This is a genomic window from Microvirga sp. P4_G7 (assembly GCF_056401005.1).
This window is the reverse complement of sequence record NZ_JBFUKD010000429.1, coordinates 1-3,318: the sequence shown is the minus strand read 5'-3', so window position 1 is coordinate 3,318 and position 3,318 is coordinate 1. Positions and strand designations below refer to the sequence as shown.

Genomic DNA, 3,318 nt, shown 5'->3' with positions numbered 1-3,318 from the left:
GTTCGATTTGTCGCTCAAGGGCGTCGTCCAGGGGCTGGGCTATGACGGGCTCGATAAACTTCCGCGTGATATTCAGCATCTGATCCTGTTCGACCGGGCAGCGACGACGACTTATATGGGCTCCATTCTCGTCTTGAATGAAGCCGGGGATGTGGTTGCCGACGCAGCAGCGGTGGTGCCGCGGCCAGGAAACTTCGCCGATCGCGATTATTTCTTGGTTCATAAGAACCCAGCCGACGTCGGTCTCTACATTAGCCGACCCTATCGCAGCCGGCTCCGTAACGGTGATCTGAGCTTTGCAATCAGCCGACGCCTGTCTCACCCCGACGGGAGTTTCGCCGGCGTCGTGATGGGTGCGATCTCATTATCGAATCTGCGATCCGCCTTCGCCAGCCTCAAGCTGGGAAAAGACGGTGCGCTCAATCTTCTGCGCAACGATGGCGTCATTCTCATGCGCCAGCCCTTCGTCGAAGAGGATATCAATCGGGATCTCAGCAAATCGGAAAACTTCCAGCGTTTCGTGCGCGAACGCTCCGGCGCCTTTGTCGGGACGTCCAGTGTCGACGGCGTTCGACGACTCTTTACATTCGCTCCGGTGGGGCGACTTCCGGTTTTTCTCACGGTTGCGGTGTCGGTCGAGGAGATCCTTTCGAGTTGGTGGAAAAAAGCTGTCGTTCTCGGCGTCATCACGACATTGCTGTGCTCGGCGGTCGTCTCGCTGACGTATCTGTTTCAGCGTGAGCTGAGCCGCCGGAGGATCGCGGAAGCTGAATTGGCACAACTCGCGTCGACAGACGGATTGACCGGACTTCCAAATCGGCGCGCTTTCGACGCGACGCTCGCGCGGGAATGGGCCGACGCCATTCGCTCGGGACGACCCCTCTCCGTCCTTTTCATAGATGCGGACTTCTTCAAGGGATTCAACGATCATTACGGTCACGGCAAAGGCGATGATCTGTTGACGACGATTGCAAAGGTCGTTCGAAGCGAGCTGCACCGACCTCGGGACTATGTCGCTCGCTACGGTGGCGAGGAGTTCACGATCCTGCTGCCCGACGCAGATCTCGGGCACGCTCTCACCGTGGCAGAGAACATGCGCAACGCCCTGTTGGGACGTGGCATTCTCCACGCCACGAGTTCTCACAATGTCGCGACGATCAGTGTCGGCGTTGCCAGCATCGTGCCGCTGCAGGGAATGAACGCGGACTCACTCCTGGTTGCTGCCGACGCCGCTCTCTATCGTGCCAAAGCGTCGGGAAGAAACTGCATCAAGAGTGCGTGACGCTGTCGGGGCGCGAACGTGAAGTTGTGGCTCTAATGCCACGCTCGCCGTCAGCCATAGTTTGGCCATGAGCAATCCACTTTTCGGCCATCGCGGATGACTTGAACCTTCGCCGTGTCGTCGGCGTTATGTCGACGCTATCGATCAATAATCAGAAACGAAAACGAGTCCCAACTGATGTTTGTCCTCCGCAAGGCGATAAGCCGCGTTACGAGCCACCGCGTCCCCGCTATTTGCGCCGTCCTCATTTCGCTCGCGACTGCGGGTTGCGTGTCCAGTTCGCAACAAGTGACGCAGAACAAGCGGATCGGTCCTGATCCGATGTACGCGGCGATGTACGGTCCGAAGCCCGATGAGACGTTCTCGCTGCCGGCCACCGATCTGCAAGGCGTCGATCCGCAATTCCTGCGTCGGGAAGTTGCCTACACGGGAGGCGAGCAGCCGGGCACCATCGTGGTCGATACGGCCAATCGCTATCTGTATCTCGTTCGCGAGAACGGGCGCGCCATTCGTTACGGTATAGGTGTGGGTGCGGAAGGCATGGCCTGGAGCGGCCGGGCGCGGGTTGGCAGAAAGGCCGAATGGCCGCGCTGGACGCCGACTGCCGACATGATCAAGCGCAATCCAGAGAAAAATCGTCCCTGGGCAGCCGGTATGCCTGCCGGGCTAGAAAACCCGCTGGGACCCCGTGCGCTCTATCTCTATCAAGGAGATCGAGACACGCTTTATCGGCTTCACGGGACGTCGGAGCCTGACTCCATCGGTCAGGCCGTCTCGAGCGGCTGCATCCGTCTCTTCAATCAGGATATTATCGACCTTTACAACCGCGTTCCTGTCGGGGCGCCGGTCGTTGTCCTGAATAATCGGCAGTTCGAGGCGGCGACCGACGGCGACTTCGATCTCACTGATGGTTAAGGATTTTTGACGAGTTTTCAGCTTGTTGCCCAAAGGTCACTTGACATTGCTCGCTCTCGACTTGAAGACGAAAACTATCTTTTTGGAGAGTGAGCGATGAAGCGTCGGGTGCACAATGCCGCCTTGCTGTCGGCAGGTCTGATGGCAGGCTCGGTCTTGACGCCGGCGCTTGCGGCCGATCCGGTCTTCCAGCCTTTGCAGATCCCGGCCACCGGTTGGATCGCCACGGTCAAAGGAAACGTTCGCGTCGGCTCGTCCTATCCTGGCGCTGACGATCTCAGCTTCGTCGCTTTTCCGTCTCTCAGCCTCAGCCGTCCTGGCGCGCCGCGGAACTTCAGCGYGCCAGACGATGGCTTCAGCTTCTCGGTCTTAGAAGAGTCGGGATTGCGAATTGGCATCGTCGGCCGGTTTCAGGGCGGACGATATCTGAAGGACGATCGCCGCTTGTTCGGCCTCGACAAAGTCAACTGGGCCATCGAGCCGGGTGTCTTCGTCGAATATTGGCCCGTCGCATTCCTGCGCGCCCGCGCTGAAATTCGCCATGGCATCAACGGGCACGAAGGTTTTGTGGCTGATCTCGGGCTCGATTGGGTTCAGCAGTTCGGCGCCTTCACGGTTTCCGTCGGTCCCCGCGTCGGGCTTGGCGACAGCGAGTTCGTGAAAACCTATTTCGGGGTCACGCCGTATGAGGCGTCGCTGAACGGCCTCGTTACGCCCTACAATCCTTCGGGTGGGTTCACATCGGTTGGAGCGACGTTGGGTTTGACCTACGATTGGTCGGCACAATGGTCGACGACCGCCTTCGTGTCCTACAAGCGCCTGGTGGGCGATGCCGCCGACAGCCCGATCGTCAAGCGCTTCGGATCGGAGAATCAGATCGGTCTCGGGCTGACGGTTTCCTACTCCTTCGATACCGGACTTTGATCTGACCGTAGGACGTTGAACGCCGTCCCGTGGACGGCTTTCGGCTGTTTGCGTGCCTTGAGGCAGGCTTGCCCGGCTCGCGGATCGCTACTTGGCGATATCGTCCCGACGCGTTCTCGTCACGACTGACTATACTCTCCACAACGCGAAGACCGGCGTATCTCGGATGCGTATGCGGCCGCCGTCCCGTAAAAAAG

Annotated in this window: 3 protein-coding genes; all 3 read left to right on the top strand. The window is 59.3% G+C overall.

From position 1 onward, the window contains the following. Window positions 1–1,282: sensor domain-containing diguanylate cyclase (locus tag AC1DT3_RS15840; RefSeq protein WP_477466203.1), on the top strand; the 1,282-nt coding region annotated here is incomplete at its 5' end. A gap of 177 nt (window positions 1,283–1,459) precedes the next feature. Beyond that, window positions 1,460–2,197 (top strand): L,D-transpeptidase, encoded by a 738-nt coding sequence (locus tag AC1DT3_RS15835; RefSeq protein ID WP_477466202.1) that lies wholly within the window; start codon window positions 1,460–1,462, stop codon window positions 2,195–2,197. A gap of 96 nt (window positions 2,198–2,293) precedes the next feature. Continuing rightward, window positions 2,294–3,121, top strand: coding sequence for a MipA/OmpV family protein (locus tag AC1DT3_RS15830; protein ID WP_477466201.1), 828 nt, complete (start codon window positions 2,294–2,296; stop codon window positions 3,119–3,121). The last annotated feature ends 197 nt before the right edge of the window (window positions 3,122–3,318 follow it).